Origin of the sequence: Asticcacaulis excentricus (assembly GCF_003966695.1) — a bacterium.
Taxonomy (GTDB): Bacteria; Pseudomonadota; Alphaproteobacteria; order Caulobacterales; family Caulobacteraceae; genus Asticcacaulis; species Asticcacaulis excentricus_A.
In genome coordinates this window covers 2,389,143-2,408,742 of sequence record NZ_AP018827.1, presented here as the reverse complement: position 1 = coordinate 2,408,742, position 19,600 = coordinate 2,389,143, and the positions used below count along the sequence as shown (strand labels likewise).

Below are 19,600 nucleotides of genomic sequence, written 5' to 3'. Positions count from 1 at the left end.
ATTTTTGAGTTACAGACCGGCATCTTTCAGGGCGCACCAACTCAGGTGCAGGGCCAGCACCGACTCCGCCCCCTGATTTTCGTTGAGCCCGTGCACAGTCAGACCGTCGCAACAGCCGCCGTCCTCGCTCATCAGGCTGAGGCCGTGATCATTCTCACCGCGGAACCATTGCCAGACGCGCAAAGCCTGCGCCTTCCAGCTCGCTTCGCCCGTCACGCGCCACGCCGTCAGGCAGGCTTCGATGGAGGCCTGCGCCTCCAGCGGCTGCTGATCGAACAGGGCCTCACGCCCGCCCTTATGCGATTGCCCGGCGGCGAAGCTGCGGGTCGGAATGGGGCGGAAATGACCGGCCTCGGCGGTTTGCAGGGCCATGATGCGCACGCTGGCGCTCAAGGCATTTTGGACCATCCGGGCATTGCCGAGACGCTGCCCGGCCAGCAACAGACCTTCGGGCAGGCGCGCATTGTCGTAGGACAGGGCGGGCTCGAACCAGCCATGCGCCGCGGCATTGTGGCAATAGCCGGCGTGCAGCGGTTCGGCCAGCACCTGCATCAACCGCAGGACCTCTGCCGCCTCGCCCACCTCATCGACCGCGGCATCCAGCGCGCGCAGGCTCACGGCGCGGGCGCGCTGCGACGACCAGTCGGCGACATGCGGCAGGACGCGCTGGCTGAGTTCGCGCGCCCACTGCCGCAGATCGTCCGGCAGGGGTGAGCGCACCACCTCGATCAGGGCCTCAAAGGCGCGGGCGCAGCAATCGTCCGATCCGCCCTCGTCCAGCCATTGCCGGGCGAAGCTCATAAAGTTGCGAAAACGCCCCGCCTCAGGGTTCCAGGCGTGGTTGACGAAGCCCGCATAGCGATAGGCGAGGTCTATGCGCTGTTCGTCAAAGCGCTCGAACTTCGCCCGGCGCGCCATCAGCATCAGGGCGCGGGCATTGTCATCGGAGCAATAGCCATGCGCACGATCGGGCAGGCGATAGCGGCTGTGCTGGGCCATGCCGCAATCGTCCGACAGCCGCAAAACGGCGCGCCAGGCCGGTGCCGATCCAATAGACGGGGCCACAGACATGGCCTTGCCCCTGGCCGCGATGTCGGCGCGGGCGCGCCCGGTATAGGCGGCGGCCACCGCACTCCAGCGCGACGGCAGGGCGGCCTCGTAGGCGCGTTCGCTCATGGCTTCCCGTTTGGCCTCATCGGTCAAAAGGTCGATAATCGCCTCGGCAAAGGCGGCGCTGTCGCGGAAGGGGCAAACGACGCCCACCCCGTCGGCCAGCGCCTCAACCGCGTGCCAGTAAGGCGCCGACACCACCGGCTTGCCCACGGCCAGCGCATAGCTCAGCGTGCCTGACGTGATCTGGGTTTCGGTCAGATAGGGCGTCACATAGAGGTCAGTCGCCTGAAGCATGTCGATCAGATCGTCATCGGACATAAAGCGGTTGATGAAGCGGATATGGTCTTCGACGCCCAGTGCCTCAGCGCGCGCCATCAGGCGCTCGCGATAGGCCTCGCCCTCATGCAGGATCAGATTGGGGTGCGTAGCCCCGACCACGAAATACAGCACATCGGGGCAGGCCTTGGAAATGGCCGGCAGGGCTTCGATGATCGTCTCGATCCCCTTGTTGGGCGACAACAGCCCGAAGGTGGACAGCACCCGCCGCCCTTCCGCGTCCAGCCCGGCCTTGAAATCGGCCGTAGGGCGCAAGGCCCGTGCCGGGGCCCCGTGCGGCACGACCAGAATCTGCGAGTCACGCACACCATAAACGCGCTTGAGGATGTCCGCGCCCTTATGGGCCATGGTGATCAGGGTCGAGGACAGGCGGATCAGCCCGTCCATCACGCGGCGCTGGTGCGCATTGGGGGTTTCGAGCACCGTATGCAGGGTGGTGATGACCGGCATATCGACCCGCTCAAGGCATTCCAGCAGGTGTGCGCCCGACGGGCCACCGAAAATCCCGTACTCGTGCTGCACGAACAGCACCTGCATCCGCGCGGCATTGAGATCGGCGGCCAGTTGCCGATAGGCCGCTGCGTCGTCCTGCGGCAGGTGGCGCGTCACTTCGGGCGGGTAGGCATAGGGCCCGGCATGGTCGTCCATCGCGATCACCTCAAAGCGTGCCGACGGCAGGGCTTCGTGCAGGCACTTGTAAATATCGCGGGTAAAGGTGGCCAGACCGCACTGACGCGGCGGGAAGTTGCCGAGCACGGCAACGCGCGGCAGACCCGCTTCGGGTTTGAGACGGGCACGGCTGAGAATATCATCAAGGCTGTGGGCCTCGGTTTCGGCGGCAAAATGCTTATCCTGAAGCATGGCGAACCCTTCGCGAAAAAAACCAGCGTCGGCGGATCGGCTCCGGCGCAAAATACCGCCGGAAGGCTGCTGAAAATCACAGGTCGGAAAAGAATAAGGCGAGGGACGATCCGTCCGCAGAACCCCACAATGGGCCGCTAACGGATAAAGATGCAGTCAGGAAAGCGAAAGCGGCCATAAACCGGACATGATCTTGACACCTGCTCTGAGGGATTTAGCTTCATTTGAAACTGATCCCCAAAGGAGTCCCGCATGTCTTTCCGACCCGCTATGGCCGCCAGCCTGCTGGCCCTCACCTTGTGCGTTCCGGCGCTGGCCGCCCCCAAGTCGCCAGACATTTCCGGTGCACGCATGTCTGCCGATGTGAAGGCCTTGTCTGACGACAGCTTCGAAGGCCGTGGCATCAACACGCCCGCTGAGCCCAAGGTGATCGACTATCTGTCGAAGGGTTTTGCCGCGGCGGGCTTTCAGCCGGGTGGCCCCGATGGTCAGTGGACGCAGGCCGTGAAACTGCGCCAGTTCACGGTACAAAACCCCGCCCTCTCGCTCAGCAGCGGCGGCAAGGCGACGGCGCTGACGCCGGGCACGGACATCGTGGTTTCGACGCGCGGCGCGCTGGGGGATGTCAGTTTCAAGGACACGCCGCTGGTCTTTGTTGGCTATGGCGTGACGGCCCCGGAACGCGGCTGGGACGATTTCAAGGGCGTCGATGTGAAGGGCAAGATCGTGGTCGTGCTGATCAATGATCCGGACTTTTATGCCCCCGAAGCCAGCACCTTCGGCGGCAAGGCCATGACCTATTACGGACGCTGGACCTACAAATACGAAGAGGCCGCCCGGCAGGGTGCGGCGGGCGTGCTGATCATCCACGACACGGCGGCGGCCTCCTATGGCTGGGGCACGGTGAAAAATTCCTGGACCGGCCCGCAGTTCGACATCGTGCGGCCTGACCCGTCAAAACAATTTACCGGCCTCGAAGGCTGGCTGTCGGCCGAAACCGCACAAAGCCTGTTTGCTCAGGCGGGCCTTGACCTTGACGCTCTGAAGGTCGCGGCGCGTTCCAAAGACTTCAAGCCGGTGGACCTGAAGACCACGCTTAGCGGCGGCTATCAGGTGACGGCGAAGGAGATCGTCTCGCACAACGTCATCGCGCGCCTGCCCGGCACGAAACACGCGGATGAGACGGTCGTCTATGGCGGGCACTGGGACCATATCGGCATCGGCGCCCCCGACGCCAATGGCGATAAGATCTTCAATGGCGCGGTCGATAACGGCACCGGGATTGCCGCCTTGCTGGAGCTGGCGCGTGCCTTTGGCAAGGCCCCCAAACCCGAACGCAGCGTGGTGATGATCGCCTTTACCGCCGAAGAAAGCGGGCTGCTGGGTTCGGAATACTACGCCTCAAACCCGGTCTACCCGCTGGAAAAGACGGTGGCGGGCATCAATATGGACGCGCTCAATGTCTTCGGCGCGACGAAAAACATCGTGGTGGTCGGCAATGGTCAGTCGTCGCTGGAGGACGATCTCGGCACCTTCGCCAAGGCACAGAATCGCATCCTGTCACCCGATGAAAAGCCTGAAGCGGGTTACTTCTTCCGGTCAGACCACTTCCCCTTCGTCAAACGCGGCGTCCCCATGCTCTATGCCAAGGGCGGCAAGGACCTGATCAAGGGCGGCATTGAGGCGGGCACGGCCAAGGAAACCGACTACCGCGACAAGCGCTACCATCAGGCCGATGACGAATGGTCGGCGGACTGGGACATGGCCGGCATGGTCGAGGACGTGACGCTTTATTACCAGATCGGGGCGAAGCTCGCCCATTCGCGCGAATGGCCGCAATGGCGCGCCACCTCGGAGTTCAAAACCGCCCGCGATAGGTCGGCCGATCAGCGGAAATAAACAGAGAGACGCCTCCCCTGATCTTCGGGGGAGGCGCTACCGATGATAGTCGCCCGTGCCGCGATGAAATACGCGGTCGGTGGCTTCGATGCGGCCCGGCGTCAGGTCGGGCAGCCCGGCCAGCGCCTCATAGATCGGCCCGAAGTCCTTTTGCGCCAGCCCCAGAAGCGTGTCTATCGACGGCAGGACGAAATAGCCCTCCTGAAAATCGTCGATGCGATAGACGGTGCGCATGACGCGCTCCAGATCGAAGCCGATGCGGTTGGGTGACGGGCTTTCCAGCGCAAACTGCGTCTCGGTAAAGGACGACAATATGCCGGCGCCGAAAATGCGCACACCACCGGCCTCTTCGACCAGCCCGAACTCCACCGTGTACCAGTAGAGCCGCGCCAGCCGGTCGAGCACGCCCAGCTTTTCGGCGCGCAAGCCGCCCTCGCCATAGGCCTGCATGAAGTCGGCCATGACCGGACTCATCATCATCGGCACATGGCCGAACAGGTCGTGGAAGACGTCCGGCTCGACCAGATAGTCCAACTCACGCCCATCGCGGATAAACTGCCCCGCCGGGAAGCGCCGGTTGGCCAGATGGTCGAAAAAGACGTCATTGGGCACCATGCCGGGCACGGCCACCACCGTCCAGCCGGTGCGGCGGTAGAGAACCTCGCTCAGGGCGTCGAAATCGGAAATGGCTTCGGCTGTGATCGGCAACTGACTCAGGCCGTCCATATATTCGGCGCAGGCCCGGCCGCGAATGGTCTGCATCTGCCGCTCGAACAGGGTGCGCCAGGTGGCGTGCTCGCTCGGCGTATAGGCGTCCCAGTTTTGCGGGATGGTCCAGTCGGGACGGTCGGGCACATAGCCACCGACAATACCATGACGCGCGGGCTGTGTTTGCGTATCCATCGGTTACCCTCCTTAAACAGCCTTAAACCGGGTGGCTGCGTCGTCGATGGCTTCGGCCAGCGCCACATCGCGATCGCTGAGCCCGCCCGTGTCGTGGGTCGTCAGGCGGATCGAGACGCGGTTATAGACATTGGACCATTCCGGATGGTGGTCCAGCCGCTCCGCCGCCTGAGCCACAGCGCTCATAAAACCAAACGCCGCCGTGAAATCCGCAAAACGCAGATGGCGCTCAATGGCCTTGTCCCCCGCCTCGCGCGTCCACAACGGCAGACGCTGCGGCAGGGCGTCGATCTCAGTAGGCAATAGGGGCGTAGCCGGGGGCAGGTCAGCGGGCATGACGGGTCCTCTTCAAGAAAGATGATCCCCCCGAAGGTCGAGAAAATCTTTCTTATTTTCCGCCCTGACGCCTGTTTCGCAAAATGGTTTTCTGCAAATCTGACAATCCTTAGTCGGCCTTGCTTCGGCGACGGGCGGCCCCGGCACTGCCGCCGCCCCAGATAAAGGACAGACCCAGCAGAAAGCCGAAATCGTACCAACCGCCTGAATTGGGCACGGCATAGATGCGGATGCTGTGATCGAAAATATGCCCGATCAGGGCAAAGGGCGCGATGGCGCCGTGGATCAGCCCCATCCAGAAGCCCGGCACGGACGGTTCGGGTGCCGCCCCCTGCGTCGCACAGGCTGTCAGCAGCAGCATGATCCCCACCGCCATCAGCGGCAAACGCAAACACCGGTTCACAGTCATGGTCACATCCTCCCGCGTGTCAGGAAACGACCGGAACGCCCTCCTGTCAATCGGACACGCATCCGTGTACGACAGGAAACAGAAACAATTTTGCGGGATTGTGCCCGAAATTTGCCTATTTTTAGGGCTTGATCACGCAACTTGTGATGCGCGGCGTTTTCGCTATGATGCGCCGCATCAGAACTGACCCTATCCTCGTCCTTATCGATAGAGCCCTCCCATTCGTATCCCGTCCTACCTGCCGCATGTTGTGACCTGGGCCCGTCGTCTGCTGATCGTGGCAACGCCGTTCCTGCTGTTCAGCCTGTTCTTCCATATCGAGATACTCGACCCGACCCGCATCGGCTGGCTGCTGGATGAGGACTGGGGGCAGCACGTGCTGGGCTGGCACGCCTTCCGCAACGTGCCGTGGGCGTGGCCGTTCAACTATCAGAACCTGCTGGCGTGGCCGACGGGCGTCAGTATCATCTACACGGACTCAAATCCGTTCTTTTCCTTTATCTTCAAGGCGCTCAGCCCGCTTCTGCCCGATAATTTCCAGTTCATCGGTCCGTGGTTCCTGCTGTGCGTGGTGATGCAGTTCTTCTTTGCGTGGAAGCTGGTGCGCCCGCACGCGCCGGGGCCGTGGTCGGCTCTGGCCGGGGCGATCATCATGTCGCTGTTGCCCGCCCTCTATTACCGGATGCGCCACGACACGCTGGTGGCGCACTTTCTCATCCTGTGGACGCTGTGGATCTTCTTCAACGTCAAGGATGAGCGTAAAAAGAACATCTGGTACGCGACGGCGCTGGGCCTGACCGGCTTCCTGCACCCCTATATGCTGTTCATGATGGCCGCGGTGTGGGGCGCGGATGTGCTGCGCATTTTCATGCCGGCGGCGAAGGCCATGGACCGCAAGCGGGTGCTGCTGATCCTGCGCGATGCGGCGCTGGTGTTCATCTGCCCGTTTATTGCGCTTGGCATCTCAGGGGCCTATTCGGGCTCATCGGCGCAGGCGCGCGGCTTCGGCTTCTACTCGATGGGGCTGGATGCGCCGTTCAACCCCGTGCAGCCCGACTTCTCCTTCTTCATCAAGGCCCACCCGCAGGATATGGGGCAGTATTTCGAGGGCTATCAGTATATGGGCCTCGGCATTCTGGGCCTGTTGCTGGGGGCGCTTCTGCTCTATCAGATCACCTTCTCGGCCCGTCAGGCGCGTCCCTTTATCGACAGCGCCAAGCCGCTGATCATCCCCTTTATCTGCCTGTTCGTCATCGCCGTTTCGCACCACGTGCAGTTCTACGACATCGTGTTGTTCAAGCTGCCGCTGCCGAAATACCTGCTAGATAAGCTGGCGGTACTGCGGGCCTCCGGCCGCTTCTTCTGGCCCATCGCCTACACCCTGATCCTGATCGCGCTGGTCATCGTTTATAAGTCGCGGCCCAAGGTGATGAAGGTGGCCCTGCCGCTGGTCATCATCGTGCAACTGATCGACCTTCAGGGCTTTATCGCCGCCATGCGCAAACAGACCGAACTGGCGACCAGCACGGTCATCTTCGATCAGGCCCCGGACCCCATATGGGATAAGCTGATTTCCGGAGCGAAGGGCGTGGACTTCTATCCGGCGCAGGTGCACCTGAACGACAAGCTGTTCTATGAAATCGCCTGGCGCGCCGTGTCGAAGCAGCGCTACGTCAACACCATGTATATGGCGCGTGAAAACTATGAGCAGCGCGCCATCGAACTTAAGGGCCGCGAAGCCTATCTCAACGGCAATATCAATAACGACAACCTGTACGTCTTCCTCAACCAGTGCATCGCCCCGGCCAATCTTCAGCCGCTGATGCGTGAGGTGGACGGCGTGTGGATCATCCCGCCGCAGTCGATGCGCAACCTGCCGCTGGCCCTGCCTGAATGGAAGCCGATCAAGGCGCGCATGGGCTTTGGCTATCTCAATCAGGGTTCGTGCCTGCTCGACAAGAACTGGGCGGCGCCTGAGGCCGACGGGGCATGGACGCTGGGCAAGCGTTCTGAGTTGGTCATCCCCATTCAGGAGGTGCAGTTCGAAAGCGGTGAACGCCCGGTCAAGCCGTCGATCCGTTTGGTGGCAAAGAGCTTCTTCCGCCCGATGACGGTCGATGTGCTGATCAATGGCCGCAAGCGCGCCACGATGGAGCTGGAAAAAATCCGCTCCTATCAGGATATTCCGCTGCCGCCGTCGGTGTTCAACCGCCCCGACATGAAGGTGTCCTTCATCGTGCGCGACCCGCTGTCACTCAAGGAGCTGGGTCAGGGTGACGATGAACGCCAGTGGGGCATGAAGCTGTTCCGCCTGACCATCGAAGACGCCGCTGTGCGCGAGAAGGAAGAGGCTGAGAAGAAGGCCAAAATTGCCGAAGCTCAAGCTGCGGTCAAAGCCCAACCGGTCGGCATCACGGCCGGTCAGCAGGCCCCTCAGAAACCCTGAAACCTTCTGTAAGCCCGGCTTCGGCCGGGCTTTTTTGCACTGCCGCGCTTGTTTTCAGCCAAACCCCTCTTTAAGGTGTGCAGTGCCGAAGGGGGCGGTCATGTCCGGAAAAGACAAGACGTTGCGCAGATCACCACCTGCGCGGGCGCTTCCGTTTGACAGACCCGAGAATGAAATGCCCGATAGCCCGAACCCCTCCTATTATCGTCTGGCGCTGTTTGGCACGCCCGTTCTGCTGTTTCTGCTGTTCTTTAACCCGGCTATTCTCGACCCGACCAATATCGGCTGGGTGATGCAGGGCGACTGGGCACAGCATTTTCTCGGCTGGCACGCCTATCGCAACGGGGCCGATAGCTTCAACCATCAGGACCTTCTGGCGCATCCGACCGGCCTGAGTATTCTCTATACGGACTCCAATCCGCTTTTTTCCCTGCCACTGAAACTGATCAGTCCCTGGCTGCCCGATAATTTTCAGTTCATAGGGCCGTGGTTCCTGCTGTGCCTGTGTTTGCAGTACGTCTTTGCCCTGCGTCTGATGGAACGCTACGCACCGACGGCGTGGAGCGCTCTGGGCGGTGCGCTGCTTCTGTGCCTGCTGCCCACCTTTTATAACCGCATCGGGCACGACACGCTGTTTGCGCACTGGCTGATCCTGTGGTCGCTCTATATCTTCTTCGCGGTCGAAACGGCGCGTGGCAAGGCGATCGGCTGGGTCGCTAATCTGACGCTGGCCTCGCTGATCCATCCTTATCTGCTGATTATGTGCCTGTTTATCTGGGCTGCCGATCAATGGCAGGCCTTACAGACAATCCGCCGCACGCGCGACGCGAAGGCCCTGATCGGGCTGGCCGCCGCTGCGGGTATCAGCGCGACCCTGTGTCTGATCGCCCTTTGGGCCGGAGGCGCGTTTTCGGGGACCAGCCCGGCGGGCGACGGTTTTGGCATCTATTCCATGGGGCTGGATGGGCCATTCAACCCGTCTGGCCTGCCCGGCTTCCTGTCCTTCCTGCCGAAGCAGGAACCCCGTCAGGCCTTTGAGGGCTTCCAGTATCTGGGAGCAGGCGTACTGCTGCTGATCGCGGCGGCCTGGTGGCTGACCCGCCGCGCCCGCAAGCTGGGGGTAGACACAGCCTTAGCGCCTGAGCCCGAAGACCGCGACACCCGCGACGTCACCGCTCAGGCCTTTGAACGCGCCCGCACCCTGAAGTGGGTGCTGATCGTTCTGACCGTGCTGGCCATCTCGACCAAGATCCAGATTTTCGGCAAGACCCTGATCGATATCCCCTTGCCGGAAGCTGCCGTCCCGGTGCTGGGTGTTATTCGCGCCTCAGGCCGCCTGTTCTGGCCCGTCGCCTATGCGCTGGTTTTCCTCAGTCTTCTGGTCATCTATCGCGCCCCGAAGCGGAACCTGTGGCTGGGGGTGATCGTCGGTCTTCAGCTTCTGGACCTTGGCGCGTTTGCGGGGCACGTCAAAGGGCTGACGGCGCGTGCATCCGATCGCACCATCGTCAGCGTCGCCAAAAGCCCGCAATGGAGCCAACTGATCGCCGCCAGTGCGCAGGTCAATTTCGTCCCACCCAATGCCCTGGCCAATCAGCCCGTCTTCTATGAAATGACCTATCGCGCCGTTTCAGCAAAGGTGCCCATCAATACCATGTACGCGGCGCGTCCGAACCCCAAACAGGAAGCTCTGGAGTTTTCGGATTACCAGCGCTTTTTGCAGGGCGTGCGGCATCCGGACCAGCTCTATGTGTATATAAATCCGTGCCTGCCGCACCCTTCGCTGAGGGGGCAGTTGCGAGAGCTTGACGGCATCTGGTTCCTGCCGCCCGTCCGGGCGGATGCCTCAATTGGGCGCGTCCCGGCCCCGCATCCCTTCCCGCAAAACGTCATGCAGCCTGTGGCGCGTGACAAGCCCGCCGCCTGCCTGCTGGATGGCGACTGGGCTCTGGGCGAAGAAGGCGGTGTCTGGACCCGTGGGGCCGAAGCCAGTCTGACCCTACCCGACTCAGTGACCATTGCCCCCGGCTCAGAACTGCGGTTCACCCTGAATACCGCCCGCCCGGCACGCGTGTCAGTACTGATCAACGGACAGGTGGCTCAAGATTATGAAATGTCAAAAAAGGTCAAGGAGATCACCGTACCTCTTCCGGTGACCTCAGGCACGCGGGGACCGCTACAGGTCCGCTTTGTCATCAAAGATCAGGCGCCTCCGGCCGAACCGGTCCCGCAGGGTATGAAGCGACTGAAAATTTCTCAACTGGGGCTGTTTACCGGCCCTTGAATGCCTATTTGACAGCAACGGCCCAAGAGGCTGAACGCCTCCGGCCGTTGAGACCTCGCGAACGTCTCATCTGCACCACGGGCATGAGACATTCGCGAAACGAATACCCGGCGTCATTTTCAATGATGCCGGGTATGAAACAAGATTTGTTTTTTCGCGCGTTTTGCGCTATGAAGCGTGCCCCGTCCTGCAAGGGTGCTCTGCAAATAGCGTCCGGCGCGCGGCTTAAGTTCCAACACAGGTTTTCCGGCCGGTCGCAGGCGCCCTCGACCGTCGTCGGCTCTATTGTCTTTCACTCAGGGCGTTTCAGAAACAATCGCACATGGAAAAAGTGCCGATGACCGTCGCGGGCTACCAAAGCCTTGACGACGAACTCAAGCGTTTGAAGTCGGTGGAACGTCCCGCCGTTATCGCGGCGATTGCCGAAGCGCGTTCGCATGGTGACCTGTCGGAAAACGCCGAATATCACGCGGCCAAGGAACGTCAGGGCTGGATCGAAGGTCAGATCGCCGAGATCGAGGACAAGATCAGCCGCGCCCAGGTGATCGACGTTTCGAAGCTGTCCGGCAATCAGATCAAATTCGGCGCGACCGTCACCGTGGTCGATGAGGACACTGAGGAAGAGGGCCGCTATCAGGTCGTCGGCGAGCACGAAGCCGACGTCAAGGCGGGCCGTATCTCGCTCAGCTCGCCTTTGTCGCGCGCCATGATCGGCAAGGAAGTGGGCGATGTGGTGGAGGTCAACACCCCCGCCGGCGTCAAGGCCTACGAAATCCTCAAGGTCGAGTGGATTTAGCTAAATTCACGCCCTGATCTGACGATCAGGACGTGGGGATGGGAATCGACAAACTCCGGCTCGGGGCGGCCCGTCGCCGGAGTTTGGCATATTTCATACCTCCCCAGCTCGCTGGGGAGGGGGACCGCACGAGCCTGCCACCCGGCAGGTGAGATGCGGTGGTGGGGGCTTTTTCTGTCTCCGCATCTTGGGATTGAAGCGTGTTAACTCCGCCCGTCACAACCGAAGAGTCGCTGAAGATTCCCTCGGACCGCCCGCTGATCGTGTGGGCGGTGTCGGACGGTCGCGCCGGTATCCACAATCAGGTGCTGGGGCTGGCCGAAGCCATTGCCGCCCTCACCCCGACCCAGATCGTCGTGCGCCATATCCGCTATCGCCGCCTGTTCGACCGCTGGCCCACAGCGCTGCGCCTGTGGCCCGATGTGATGCTGAAGCGCGATTCCGACCTTATTGGCCCGCCCTATCCCGACATCTGGATCGCCGCCGGGCGCGCCACCCTGGCCCATTCCTTGCGCATGCGCCGCCGCTCTCAGGGCAAGACCCTGGTGGTGCAGCTTCAGGACCCACGCATGCCGTCCTCACGCTTTGACATGGTCATTGCGCCGAAGCACGACGAGGTGAAGGGCGACAATGTGTTGCCGCTTCTGGGCTCCACCCATCGCGTCACGCCGGAACGCCTCAGCCGTGAGGCCGCCCCGTGGGCCGAAAGCCTGTCGAAATTCAGCGGCCCGTTTATCGCCGCCCTGATCGGCGGGCGCTCCAAAAGCCACGACATATCGCCGGCGCGCGCCGAAACCCTCGTCCAGCAGATTCGCGCCGCGGTCAAAGGCAAGAAGGCCACCCTGCTGCTCAGCGTGTCGCGCCGCACCCCCGAAGCCGCCCGCGCCATCCTGACCGAGGGGCTGAGAGACCTCGATGGGATCATCTATGAGGGCAAAGGCGAAAATCCCTATTTCGCCTTCCTCAACGCCGCTGACCACATCCTCGTCACAGAGGATTCGGTGAACATGGCCACCGAAGCCGCCGCCACGGGCAAGCCGGTGCACGTCCTGCCCATGGATGCACGCGGTACAGGCGCCAAGTTTGGCCGCTTCCATCAGGGCCTTCAGGAATACGGCGCCGCGCGCCCGTGGTCGGGTGAGCTGCGCACGTGGAAATACACGCCGCTGAACGAGACGCACCGCGCCGCCGAGGCCGTACTGGCGCTCTATAACCAGACGCATCCCGACGAAAAACGTTAACGGCGCTTAACGGAGGGATGACAAGGCGGCAGCCGGTCATTATCTAAGGGGCCAGTTTACCCCAAGATAGAATCGAATCTGCCATGACCACGCCCCGTACTGTTCGTTGCGCCATCATCGGTTCCGGCCCGGCGGGCTGGACAGCGGCCATCTATGCCGCGCGGGGCCTGCTGCATCCGGTGGTGTTCACCGGCCCGCAGACGGGCGGTCAGCTCACCATAACCACCGACGTCGAAAACTATCCGGGCTTTGCCGAGGTCATTCAGGGCCCGTGGCTGATGGATCAGATGAAGGCGCAGGCCGAGCATATGGGCACCGAGGTCATCACCGACATCGTGGTCAAGGCCGACCTCAGCCAGCGTCCGTTCCGCCTCGAAACCGATGCCGGGAACGTCTATCTGGCCGAAACCGTCATCATTTCGACCGGCGCTCAGGCCAAGTGGCTGGGCCTTGAGTCCGAAAAGACTTATCAGGGCTTCGGCGTGTCGGCCTGCGCCACCTGTGACGGCTTCTTCTACCGCAACAAGACGGTGGCCGTGGTCGGCGGCGGCAATACGGCGGTCGAAGAGGCCCTGTTCCTCACCAAGTTCGCCTCAAAGGTCTATCTGATCCATCGCCGCGACTCGGTGCGCTCGGAAAAGATTCTGGCCGAGCGCATGTATGCCGAGCCCAAGATTCAGCCGGTGTGGAATTCGGCCATTGACGAAATTCTGGGCGAAACCAATGAATTCGGCGGGGCCAGCGTCACCGGCGTGCGCCTGAAAAACGTCCATACGGGCGATACGCACGAACTGCCGCTGGATGGCGTGTTTATCGCCATCGGCCACGCGCCCTCCTCACAACTGTTCCAGGGGCAGCTTGAAACCAATGCCGGCGGCTATCTGAAGGTCGAACCCGGCACGCCGAAAACCGCCATCAAGGGCGTCTTCGCGGCGGGCGATGTGACGGACGACGTGTACCGTCAGGCGGTCACGGCGGCCGGCATGGGCTGTATGGCGGCGCTGGAAGCCATCCGCCTGCTGGCCGAAGAGGATCACCACCGTCAGGACGCCAAGATCGGCGCTTGGTAAGATTTGGCCGCAGGTTTTAGCCACGAAAAACACGAAAAGCACGAACGCTGATCTCGTCCGAAAGGTCTGTCATCCTGAAGGACGCTACGCGCTTTATTGCATTTGTGATTTTCGTGTTTTTCGTGGCCAATTCTTGCAGACACTGCGCGTGATTTGACTCACGCGGGCTTTTGCGCTTTTAGCTGCGGCTCAAGAAAAGGCCCCTGTCCGTGCAGATTCAGTTCACCCGTCGTTTTTCCATGGCTCATCGTTTGCGCGCCGACCGTTCGTCGAAGTGCGCGACCCCGCATGGCCATAATGAATTCGTGCGCGTGACGCTGAAGGCCAAATCGCCGGACACGGTGAAGTGGGGGCAATCCAACTACGCCCAGAGCTTCGATGCGCTCAAGCGCGACTGGCATCGCTTTGTCGATGAGGCGCTTGATCACGCCTTTCAACTGGGGGCAGATGACCCGCTGATCGGCTTTTTTCAGGCGCATGAGCCCGATCTTCTGCCGCGTCTGCTGATCATTCCGGGCGATCCGACGACCGAAGCCGTGGCATTAGCCCTCTATCACAAGCTGAACGCCATCTTGTCCGCCCACGTGCCGGATTTTGCGTGCGTGCGCTTTGAAATCGAAGAAACCCCGACCAATACGGTCATACTGACGCCCGAAGACCTCAGCCACGGCCCGCGTCTGGCCGATTGGTGCCATCGGGCCGATCTGTCGATCAACGATCTCTTGCCACCTGAAGACTGGCAGAAAAAGAGCGACCCATGCCTCTGATCAGCCGCCACGTCTTTGTCGAAGGCCTGAAGGTCGAAGCCGCCATCGGCGTCTATGACTACGAACACGGCCGCACCCAACCCCTGATCATCGACGCCGATATCCGCATCGGCCTGCATGAGATCAAGGGTCTCAAAGACACGCTGAACTACGAAATGGTCGGCAATCTGGCGCGCGACCTCATCGCGCGCGGTCATATCAAGCTGGTCGAAACCCTCGCCGAGGACCTGGCTGAGGCGGTTCTGGCCCTGCCGCAGGCCGAAGAGGTGCGTATCCGCATCTCCAAGCCCGAAGCTCTGGCCGATGCCGACCGCTCCGGCTGCACGGTGGTGATGCGCAAATGAGCCATCTGGCGCATCTGGGCCTGATGGCCCGCTATAACCAGTGGATGAACGCCAAACTGCTGGAGCTGATGGCGGCGCATCCCGACGCCGATTTCCACGCCAATACAGGGGCCTTTTTCGGTTCGGTTTGGGGGACGCTCAACCACCTGATCGTGGCGGACCTGCTGTGGATGGGCCGCTTGAGTGGCCATGCGACGGGTGCCGCGCTGTCGACCGCCAAGGCCCTGCCGCAACCCACGGGCCTGAGTGACACGCTCTACAGCGAACTGAGCGCCTTCGCGCCGGCACGGCGGCAACTGGATGATCTGTGGCTCAGCTATATCGAGAGCCTCAGCGATGCCGATCTCGACACGCCCCTCACCTATCGCCGCGTCAATGGCGACGCCCATACCAAACCGCTGGGTCTGGTGTTGAGCCACGTGTTCAATCATCAAACCCACCACCGCGGACAAATTACGACGCTTTTGTCGCAGATGGGGCTTGATATCGGGGTGACGGACGTGCTTGTTCTGGTACCCGAACTCGATCCGGATATAAAATGACTGTGCCCGCCACCCGCACCAAACTCAGCGACACGACGATCATCCCGATCGTCAACTATCTGCTGCTGTTTTTCCTGATCGTCGGCGGCATTTCAGGCGTGATCGCCATCACCCTGATCTATTTGTTTCAGGACGACGCCCCCGACTGGCTGAAAACCCACTATGCCTTTCAGAAAAAGACCTTCTGGGTGGGCATCGGGGCCTTTGTGCCGCTGGTCGTGCTTCTGACCTCACCGGTGATGTCGAGCGTAGTGCTGGGCGGTATCGTGCTGATCCTCGTCTTCGCCCTGTTCCTGTGGATCGTTGGCCGTTGCACGATGGGCTTCAACCACGTCTTCCACAAACGCCCGATCCCCAATCCCAAAAGCTGGCTGGTTTAACCTATTTGGGTTTCCCCGGCTCACGCCCGGCCATATCGAACAGATTAAAGCTGACATCACCGCCGGGCAGGGTCACATCGCCGGGCTTCTGATCGGCCTTGCACGGGCCGAGGCGTTTGGATTTGATCGTCATATTGACCACGCGGTTCATGTGCGCCAGCGCCGCCCCCGTGGTCTGGGACCGCAGGGTCATGGTGTAATCGCGCGTATAGTCGCCGGTGATGCTGCCCGACACCTCCATCTTGCCGCCCGATCCCATATTGCATTCGGCGAGAATGCCCCAGGAGCCGTCGTCCAGATGGCTGACCGCCGTATTGCGGCAGCGATTGCCATTGAGGTCAGTGCCCGTGATACCCAGCTCTTTTTCGGTAGCCGCGTCGAGGCAGATGCGCATGGTCTGGGCCTGACTTTCCGAGCCCTCTTCGCTGAGCGTGGTCTCCCACAGGCCAGGCTGACGCGCCGGCAGAGGCTCCTGCGGTTTGGGCGGGGGAGCCGACACAGACGCCGGGGCCGGGGTGGGATCAGGCGCAGGGGGTTGTTCTTTCTTGCCACAGCCGGTCATCAGCGCGACGACGGCCAGACAAGAGAGCGCCACACCTGACTTAATATACGCGGCCATGTCCTGTGCATCCCTGTCCCGAAACGGAAGTTACAGGTGTAAGGGTAAAACCCCAGACAGGCGAGTCGAATTATGCACCTTATTGCCGCAGGGCCTGAAAAATACAGGCGCATACCAAGGGTCATTGAAAATGACTCTGGGTATGCCAGTCGAGACTGTCTCATGTCACTGACACATATGAGACAGTCTCGTGTCTTCAACGGCCGGATGCGGTCAGCATCTTCGGCCGTTGGTATCAAAGGCTCTTTTTGGTGACGATGCGCAGGGTTTGCAGCGTGCGCGGCAGCTCGTCGGCCAGACGACGGCTCAGTTCACGCGCGCCCACCGGATAGGCCTCGCCCCCTTCGGCGATTTCATGCGCCATCTTGGCCGTGGCGTCGATCAGGATTTCCAGCTCGGAAATCTGCTCGCGCGCCAGCGCCTTGGCCTCTTCCTGAAGGCGGCGCACGCGCTGGGTGCGGCTTTCACGCGCCGAAACCGTCGCATCGACCAGCGATTGCAGGCTATTGGCCGCGTTGAGCGGCACAGGCACGACATTGATGACCTCATGGGCCGGCTCGCCCACGCCCCCCATCATCTCGGCTTCGATTGCGACCCCCTTCGTCGACGGCGGCACCACATTCAATCTGGTTCTACGCATATCACACCCCAACCTCTTCTCTATGCGCCCCGGAACGCCGTCACACAGCCAAATTGAAACGCGACGGGGCCCCAACCAGGGGTTATGCACAGGTCAGGCCACAGAGTGAGGCATTTCGTCGCGAAAATCCAGCCGGTTTCGTTTCAAACTGGCACATTTTCGTAACAGGGGCGTGACGCACAAGCCTCAGTATCGGATTGAAACGCTCGCGAAGCATTCTAACGGTAAATTTATGCCGCTCCGTCCCCGATCATATCCTTGGCGAACTCCAGATCCAGCAGTTTGAGACGTTTGATCTCATCACGCAGGCGGGCCGCCTCTTCGAACTCCAGATTGCCCGCGGCTTCACGCATGCGCGTCTCAAGGTCCTTGAGCGTGGCCTGAAAATTGGAACCGAGGAAGGGCTTGGAGTCCTTGGCCGCGACGCCCACCGGCACCTGAACACGGTCAGCCTTTTCATACGGACTATCCAGAATATCGGAAATACCGCGCTTGACGCTTTCCGGCGTGATGCCGTGTTCGGCATTGTAGGCCATCTGCTTTTCACGGCGGCGGCTGGTTTCAGCGAGCGCCCGTTCCATCGACCCTGTCATCTTGTCGGCATAAAGAATGACGCGACCTTCGACGTTGCGCGCCGCCCGCCCGATGGTCTGGATCAGCGAGGTTTCCGAGCGCAGGAAACCCTCCTTATCGGCATCAAGTATGGCCACAAAGCCACATTCGGGGATGTCGAGGCCTTCGCGCAGCAGGTTGATCCCCACCAGTACATCAAACGCCCCCAGCCGCAGGTCGCGGATGATTTCGATGCGCTCCAGCGTGTCGATGTCGGAGTGCATGTAGCGCACGCGGATACCCTGCTCGTGCATATATTCGGTCAGGTTTTCCGCCATCTTCTTGGTCAGCACCGTGACCAGAGAGCGATAACCGTTTTTGGCGACCTCACGCACCTCGGCAATCACGTCATCGACCTGATTGGCACCATAGGTCGAAACGGGGCGGATTTCGACCGGCGGGTCGATCAGGCCGGTCGGGCGGATCACCTGTTCGGTAAACACGCCACCGGTCTGCTCCATCTCCCAGTTGCCGGGCGTCGCCGAAACGTGGACGGTCTGCGGCCGCATCGCCTCCCACTCCTCGAATTTGAGCGGGCGGTTATCCATGCACGACGGCAGGCGGAAGCCGTATTCGGCCAGCACCGACTTACGCGCAAAGTCGCCGCGATACATGCCGCCGATCTGCGGCACGGTGACGTGGCTTTCATCCACGAACAGCAGCGCATTTTCCGGCAGATACTCAAAGAAGGTCGGCGGCGGCTCTCCCGGCGCCCGTCCGGTCAGATAGCGCGAATAGTTTTCGATACCGGCGCAGGCCCCAGTGGCCTCCATCATCTCAAGGTCAAAGGTGGTACGCTGCTCAAGGCGTTGCGCCTCCAGAAGCTTGCCCTCGGCATGGAGTTGATCCAGCCGCAGTTTCAGTTCCGCCTTGATGCGGTCGATGGCCTGACGCAGGGTCGGGCGCGGCGTCACATAGTGGCTGGCCGCATAGACCTTGAGGTCTTTCAGGTCCGCCGTCTTCTTGCCGGTCAAAGGATCGAACTCGGTCAGGGCCTCGATCTCATCGCCGAACAAGGACACCCGCCAGGCGCGGTCTTCGTAGTGGGCCGGGAAGATTTCGATGACGTCGCCGCGGCGGCGGAAGGTGCCGCGCTCAAAGGCCGCGTCATTGCGTTTATACTGCAGCGCCACCAGATCGGCGCGCAACTGCGCCTCGTCAATGGTCTGCCCCACCTTCAGTTCAAAGGTCATGGCCGTGTAGGTTTCGACCGAACCGATACCGTAGATGCACGACACCGAGGCCACCACGATCACGTCGTCGCGCTCAAGGATCGCGCGCGTCGCCGCGTGGCGCATCCGGTCGATCTGTTCGTTGATCGACGAGTCCTTCTCTATATAGGTGTCGGTGCGCGGCACATAGGCTTCGGGTTGGTAGTAGTCGTAGTAGGAGACGAAATACTCGACCGCGTTTTCCGGAAAGAAGGCCTTGAACTCACTATAGAGTTGCGCCGCCAGCGTCTTGTTGTGCGCCAGAATCAGCGCCGGGCGCTGCGTCGCCTCGATCACCTTGGCCATGGTGAAGGTCTTGCCCGACCCGGTGACGCCCAGAAGGACCTGATCGCGCTCAGCCGCATTGGCCCCTTCAACCAGTTCGGCAATCGCCGCCGGCTGGTCCCCGGCCGGTTCATAGGCCGAATGCAGCACGAACCGCCGCCCCCCTTCCGACTTTTGCGGCCGGTCGGGGCGGTGCGGCGACCACAGGGTCGGCGGGAAGTCCTGCGCGCCGACATCAGCGGCGTAACGGCGGGCATCTTCGAAAATGAGGCGGGCGAGATGAGAACGGTTCATGAACACAACATAGCGTCCTGCAAAAAAATGAAAAGGGGCGACCCGCGGCTTTTGCGCCCCACGGCCAGATTGACCGTTTTACGGGCTTCAAGTTTTCGTGACTCCCCCGCCTGAGAGGGATTTATTCGGGATTCCAGTGCCTTGAAGCCGCAAATTTAACATAACAATGTTCTATACATGCCCGGCGCCTGAGTTTCACTTTTGCGCCACGT

At 61.5% G+C, this 19,600-nt stretch carries 17 protein-coding genes; 10 read left to right on the top strand and 7 right to left on the bottom strand.

The window, feature by feature from the left end; translation table 11 throughout:
* Window positions 1-9 precede the first annotated feature (9 nt).
* Window positions 10-2,310 carry a glycosyltransferase family 4 protein gene (locus EM6_RS11080; protein WP_126422777.1) on the bottom strand — a complete coding sequence of 767 codons (2,301 nt, stop codon included), beginning with the start codon at window positions 2,308-2,310 and terminating at the stop codon, window positions 10-12.
* A gap of 252 nt (window positions 2,311-2,562) precedes the next feature.
* Between EM6_RS11080 and EM6_RS11075 the strand changes: the two genes are divergently transcribed.
* A complete protein-coding gene (locus EM6_RS11075; RefSeq protein WP_126422775.1) occupies window positions 2,563-4,209 on the top strand; it encodes a M28 family metallopeptidase in 1,647 nt (548 codons plus the stop codon).
* A 36-nt stretch (window positions 4,210-4,245) separates the two neighbouring features.
* Here EM6_RS11075 and phhA read toward each other — a convergent pair whose 3' ends face one another.
* From phhA to EM6_RS11060, 3 genes are all read right to left on the bottom strand, one after another.
* Window positions 4,246-5,112, bottom strand: a complete 867-nt coding sequence (phhA, locus tag EM6_RS11070; protein ID WP_126422773.1) for a phenylalanine 4-monooxygenase — start codon at window positions 5,110-5,112, stop codon at window positions 4,246-4,248.
* A 12-nt stretch (window positions 5,113-5,124) separates the two neighbouring features.
* Window positions 5,125-5,448: a 4a-hydroxytetrahydrobiopterin dehydratase gene (locus EM6_RS11065; RefSeq protein WP_126422771.1), complete on the bottom strand. Its 324-nt coding sequence runs from the start codon at window positions 5,446-5,448 to the stop codon at window positions 5,125-5,127.
* Between the two features lie 109 nt (window positions 5,449-5,557).
* The gene (locus EM6_RS11060; protein ID WP_197723577.1) at window positions 5,558-5,857 is read right to left on the bottom strand and encodes a hypothetical protein; all 300 of its coding nucleotides are present in this window, start codon (window positions 5,855-5,857) and stop codon (window positions 5,558-5,560) included.
* 250 nt (window positions 5,858-6,107) lie between these two features.
* Between EM6_RS11060 and EM6_RS11055 the strand changes: the two genes are divergently transcribed.
* The 9 genes from EM6_RS11055 (at window position 6,108) to EM6_RS11015 (ending at window position 15,727) form a co-directional block, all read left to right on the top strand.
* Window positions 6,108-8,303: a DUF6311 domain-containing protein gene (locus EM6_RS11055; RefSeq protein ID WP_126422769.1), complete on the top strand. Its 2,196-nt coding sequence runs from the start codon at window positions 6,108-6,110 to the stop codon at window positions 8,301-8,303.
* 175 nt (window positions 8,304-8,478) lie between these two features.
* The gene (locus tag EM6_RS11050) at window positions 8,479-10,587 is read left to right on the top strand and encodes a DUF6311 domain-containing protein (RefSeq protein ID WP_126422767.1); all 2,109 of its coding nucleotides are present in this window, start codon (window positions 8,479-8,481) and stop codon (window positions 10,585-10,587) included.
* Window positions 10,588-10,909: 322 nt separating this feature from the next.
* Window positions 10,910-11,383, top strand: coding sequence for a transcription elongation factor GreA (gene greA, locus EM6_RS11045; RefSeq protein WP_041658489.1), 474 nt, complete (start codon window positions 10,910-10,912; stop codon window positions 11,381-11,383).
* A gap of 200 nt (window positions 11,384-11,583) precedes the next feature.
* Entirely contained in the window at window positions 11,584-12,624 is a 1,041-nt protein-coding gene (locus EM6_RS11040; RefSeq protein WP_126422765.1) for a mitochondrial fission ELM1 family protein, read from the top strand.
* An 83-nt stretch (window positions 12,625-12,707) separates the two neighbouring features.
* Window positions 12,708-13,694, top strand: a complete 987-nt coding sequence (gene trxB, locus EM6_RS11035; RefSeq protein WP_126422763.1) for a thioredoxin-disulfide reductase — start codon at window positions 12,708-12,710, stop codon at window positions 13,692-13,694.
* Between the two features lie 239 nt (window positions 13,695-13,933).
* Window positions 13,934-14,461: a 6-carboxytetrahydropterin synthase gene (locus tag EM6_RS11030; RefSeq protein WP_232037059.1), complete on the top strand. Its 528-nt coding sequence runs from the start codon at window positions 13,934-13,936 to the stop codon at window positions 14,459-14,461.
* Window positions 14,452-14,805, top strand: a complete 354-nt coding sequence (folB, locus tag EM6_RS11025) for a dihydroneopterin aldolase (RefSeq protein ID WP_126422759.1) — start codon at window positions 14,452-14,454, stop codon at window positions 14,803-14,805. Before EM6_RS11030 ends, folB begins: the two co-directional genes overlap by 10 nt.
* On the top strand, window positions 14,802-15,347 hold the full coding sequence (locus EM6_RS11020; RefSeq protein WP_126422757.1) for a DinB family protein: 546 nt from the start codon (window positions 14,802-14,804) through the stop codon (window positions 15,345-15,347). The genes folB and EM6_RS11020 overlap by 4 nt, the downstream gene beginning before the upstream one ends.
* Window positions 15,344-15,727 carry a DUF4870 family protein gene (locus tag EM6_RS11015; RefSeq protein WP_126422755.1) on the top strand — a complete coding sequence of 128 codons (384 nt, stop codon included), beginning with the start codon at window positions 15,344-15,346 and terminating at the stop codon, window positions 15,725-15,727. The genes EM6_RS11020 and EM6_RS11015 overlap by 4 nt, the downstream gene beginning before the upstream one ends.
* A 1-nt stretch (window position 15,728) precedes the next feature.
* Here EM6_RS11015 and EM6_RS11010 read toward each other — a convergent pair whose 3' ends face one another.
* The 3 genes from EM6_RS11010 to uvrB form a co-directional block, all read right to left on the bottom strand.
* Entirely contained in the window at window positions 15,729-16,346 is a 618-nt protein-coding gene (locus EM6_RS11010) for a DUF3617 domain-containing protein (RefSeq protein WP_126422753.1), read from the bottom strand.
* Window positions 16,347-16,581: 235 nt separating this feature from the next.
* On the bottom strand, window positions 16,582-16,986 hold the full coding sequence (locus tag EM6_RS11005; RefSeq protein ID WP_232037058.1) for a hypothetical protein: 405 nt from the start codon (window positions 16,984-16,986) through the stop codon (window positions 16,582-16,584).
* 230 nt (window positions 16,987-17,216) lie between these two features.
* Entirely contained in the window at window positions 17,217-19,388 is a 2,172-nt protein-coding gene (uvrB, locus tag EM6_RS11000) for an excinuclease ABC subunit UvrB (RefSeq protein WP_232037057.1), read from the bottom strand.
* Between the last annotated feature and the right edge of the window lie 212 nt (window positions 19,389-19,600).

What these genes read in the sequence shown, in the direction of transcription:
- EM6_RS11030 (WP_232037059.1), top strand. Translation starts at nt 13,934, where the DNA reads ATGGCTCATCGTTTGCGCGCCGACCGTTCGTCGAAGTGCGCGACCCCG.
- phhA (WP_126422773.1), bottom strand. Translation starts at nt 5,112, where the DNA reads ATGGATACGCAAACACAGCCCGCGCGTCATGGTATTGTCGGTGGCTAT.
- EM6_RS11075 (WP_126422775.1), top strand. Translation starts at nt 2,563, where the DNA reads ATGTCTTTCCGACCCGCTATGGCCGCCAGCCTGCTGGCCCTCACCTTG.
- EM6_RS11005 (WP_232037058.1), bottom strand. Translation starts at nt 16,986, where the DNA reads ATGCGTAGAACCAGATTGAATGTGGTGCCGCCGTCGACGAAGGGGGTC.
- EM6_RS11010 (WP_126422753.1), bottom strand. Translation starts at nt 16,346, where the DNA reads ATGGCCGCGTATATTAAGTCAGGTGTGGCGCTCTCTTGTCTGGCCGTC.
- EM6_RS11080 (WP_126422777.1), bottom strand. Translation starts at nt 2,310, where the DNA reads ATGCTTCAGGATAAGCATTTTGCCGCCGAAACCGAGGCCCACAGCCTT.
- greA (WP_041658489.1), top strand. Translation starts at nt 10,910, where the DNA reads ATGGAAAAAGTGCCGATGACCGTCGCGGGCTACCAAAGCCTTGACGAC.
- EM6_RS11060 (WP_197723577.1), bottom strand. Translation starts at nt 5,857, where the DNA reads ATGACTGTGAACCGGTGTTTGCGTTTGCCGCTGATGGCGGTGGGGATC.
- EM6_RS11065 (WP_126422771.1), bottom strand. Translation starts at nt 5,448, where the DNA reads ATGCCCGCTGACCTGCCCCCGGCTACGCCCCTATTGCCTACTGAGATC.
- EM6_RS11020 (WP_126422757.1), top strand. Translation starts at nt 14,802, where the DNA reads ATGAGCCATCTGGCGCATCTGGGCCTGATGGCCCGCTATAACCAGTGG.
- EM6_RS11015 (WP_126422755.1), top strand. Translation starts at nt 15,344, where the DNA reads ATGACTGTGCCCGCCACCCGCACCAAACTCAGCGACACGACGATCATC.
- EM6_RS11050 (WP_126422767.1), top strand. Translation starts at nt 8,479, where the DNA reads ATGCCCGATAGCCCGAACCCCTCCTATTATCGTCTGGCGCTGTTTGGC.
- trxB (WP_126422763.1), top strand. Translation starts at nt 12,708, where the DNA reads ATGACCACGCCCCGTACTGTTCGTTGCGCCATCATCGGTTCCGGCCCG.
- uvrB (WP_232037057.1), bottom strand. Translation starts at nt 19,388, where the DNA reads ATGAACCGTTCTCATCTCGCCCGCCTCATTTTCGAAGATGCCCGCCGT.
- folB (WP_126422759.1), top strand. Translation starts at nt 14,452, where the DNA reads ATGCCTCTGATCAGCCGCCACGTCTTTGTCGAAGGCCTGAAGGTCGAA.